The sequence below is a fragment of the Mesorhizobium sp. M7A.F.Ca.CA.004.04.2.1 genome (assembly GCF_004022825.1).
Lineage (GTDB): Bacteria > Pseudomonadota > Alphaproteobacteria > Rhizobiales > Rhizobiaceae > Mesorhizobium.
Genome location: NZ_RZPH01000880.1, coordinates 1 through 2,578, shown reverse-complemented (window position 1 = coordinate 2,578; position 2,578 = coordinate 1). Strand labels below are relative to the sequence as shown.

At 63.8% G+C, this 2,578-nt stretch carries 2 protein-coding genes; one reads left to right on the top strand and one right to left on the bottom strand.

What is annotated here, in order from left to right:
- Nucleotides 1-52: 52 nt before the first annotated feature.
- Complete coding sequence (locus tag EN893_RS28585; protein WP_127271933.1) at nt 53-904, bottom strand: alpha/beta hydrolase; 852 nt, start codon at nt 902-904, stop codon at nt 53-55.
- Nucleotides 905-1,051: 147 nt separating this feature from the next.
- Between EN893_RS28585 and EN893_RS28580 the strand changes: the two genes are divergently transcribed.
- On the top strand, nt 1,052-2,578 hold a 1,527-nt coding region (locus tag EN893_RS28580; RefSeq protein ID WP_164901190.1), incomplete at its 3' end, for an adenine deaminase.

The window sequence follows — 2,578 nt, the reverse complement described above, 5'->3', positions numbered from 1 at the left end:
GGATAACCGCATTCGCCGCAATCGCAATCCCCCTGTCGCCGCACAGAATCCGCTATTTGGCGTCGATGAAGTCCAGCACAGCCTGGTTATATTCATCCGGCGCTTGCAGCATGGCGAAATGACTGGCGTTGGGCAGGATAATCAGCTTCGCGCCCGGGATGGCGGAGGCGATATATTCGGTGTGTTCGCGCTTGATCGCTTCATCATGGTCGCCGGCAACGATCGCCGTCGGCGTGGTTATCTCAGCGAGCTGCTCCTTGGTCCACGCCGGCTCGGTCTCCCACATATGGCTTATCTGCGCCACGAAGGCGTCATACTGGTCCGGTGTTTTCGACATCTTCTTGTAGTCGCGGCCGGAGCGGTCGATGTAGGCGGCAAAGGTCTTGTTGGTCATCACGCCCGGATCGACGCCGTCGGTGGTTACGTTGGCGGCTTGCGCAAAGAGCCTTGTCAGCCGCTCCGGATGATGCAGTGCGATGTCGATACCGATAATTCCGCCATCGCTCCAGCCGACGAGCGCGGTCTTGTCGATCTTCAGGTAATCGAGCAGTGCCAGATAGTCCGACGCCATCAAGTCATAGCCATAGGGCTGCTCGGTGCGGGTGGAGCGGCCGTGACCACGGCTGTCGGCGACGATCACCTTGTGGGTTTTGGAAAACGTGGCCACCTGGCTGGCCCAGATGTCGGCGTGGCCGAGGCCGCCATGGATGAGCAGCACGGGGTCACCCGCTCCGAAAACGGCGTAGTACATCTGGATGCCGTTCACCGGCGCATATCCGCTCTGATCGGGCTTGGGCATGGCCGCAGGCTCCGGCAAGGTCTGCCAACGTTCCTCGGCGGCGGCAAAAGTGGTCGACGCTGCGAACAAGATGACGACGGCGAACGCTTTCCAAAAACGGGTCATGTTTCCCCCTTACGGCTCGGTCCGTAGCCAGCATCGCGCTTTGGCCAGATTAGTCAACAAGCTCAGTCTGCCGCGGTGTGTTGGCCCGACGGCTCTGGCGGCGCCCGCCGACATTTGCGAGACTGGCGACAACCGAAGGAATCGCGAATGACGAAAGCAACGCTCGCAAAACCCAGACCGTGGACCGAGATGGCGACACATCTGGTCGATGTCGCCATGGGGCGCAAACCCGCTGACCTGGTCGTGCGCAACGGCCGCTGGGTGAACGTCCATTCGGGCGAGATCATCGCCGGCACCGACATCGCCATTGCCGGCGGGCGCTTCGCTTATTGCGGGCCCAATGCCAGCCGTGCCATCGGCCAGGGCACCAAGGTGGTCGACGCCGGCGGGCGCTACCTGGTGCCCGGTCTCTGCGACGCGCACATGCATGTCGAAAGCGGCATGGTGACGGTGACCGAGTTCTGCCGGGCCGTCATTCCGCACGGCACCACCTCGATGTTCATCGACCCGCACGAGATCGCCAATGTGCTTGGCCTGCCCGGCGTGCGGCTGATGCATGACGAAGCGGTCGCCATGCCCATCAACGTGCATGTGCAGATGCCGTCCTGCGTGCCTTCGGCGCCGGGGCTGGAACATGCCGGCGCCGAGCTGACGGTCGCCGATGTCGAGGAGGCGATGACCTGGGAGAACATTATCGGCCTGGGCGAAGTGATGAATTTTCCCGGTGTCGCCGCCAATGATCCTGTCATGTCGGGCGAGATCGCGGCGACGGTTCATGCAGGCAAGACGGTCGGCGGCCACTATGCCTCGCGCGATCTCGGCCTGCCGTTCCATGGCTATGTCGCCGGCGGCCCCGAGGACGATCATGAGGGCACGCGCGCCGAGGATGCCATCGCCCGTGTGCGCCAGGGCATGAAGGCGATGCTGCGGCTCGGCTCGGCCTGGTACGACGTCGCCTCGCAGATCAAGGCGGTGACGGAGAGCGGTATCGACCCGCGCAATTTCATCCTGTGCACCGACGACAGCCACTCCGGCACGCTGGTCCAGGAAGGCCATATGGACCGCGTGGTGCGCCACGCCATCCAACAGGGGTTGAAGCCGGTGACGGCGATCCAGATGGCGACGCTCAACACCGCCCAGCATTTCAGACTGGAGCGCGAGATCGGCTCGATCGCGCCGGGCCGGCTGGCCGACCTGCTGATCGTTTCGGATCTCGCCGCAATGACCATCGACGAGGTCTATGCACGCGGCGTCAGGGTGGCCAAGGGCGGCAAGCTCGAAATCGATATTCCGGCCTATGATTACCCGAAGACGGCGAAGAACACCGTCAAGCTCGGCAAGAAGCTGAAGGGCGACGACTTCGACATCACGGCGCCCAAGGGCGCCAACGAGGTGCGGGTGCGTGTCATCGGCGTTATCGAGAACCAGGCGCCGACGCGCGCGCTTGAGGCCGATCTGCCGGTCGAGGACGGGCTGGTCGCCATGGACCGCCGCAACGACATCTGCCAGATCGCGCTGGTCGAGCGCCACCGGGGCACGGGCGGCGTCACCAACGCCTTCGTTTCCGGCTTCGGCTATGTGGGCGACTGCGCCATGGCGTCCAGCGTGGCGCATGACGCCCACCACATCATCTGCGTCGGCACCAACAAGCAGGACATGGCGCTGGCCGTAAAC

Bases quoted from the DNA above. Each gene is read 5' to 3' on its own strand.
- EN893_RS28585 (WP_127271933.1), bottom strand. From the start codon at position 904: ATGACCCGTTTTTGGAAAGCGTTCGCCGTCGTCATCTTGTTCGCAGCG.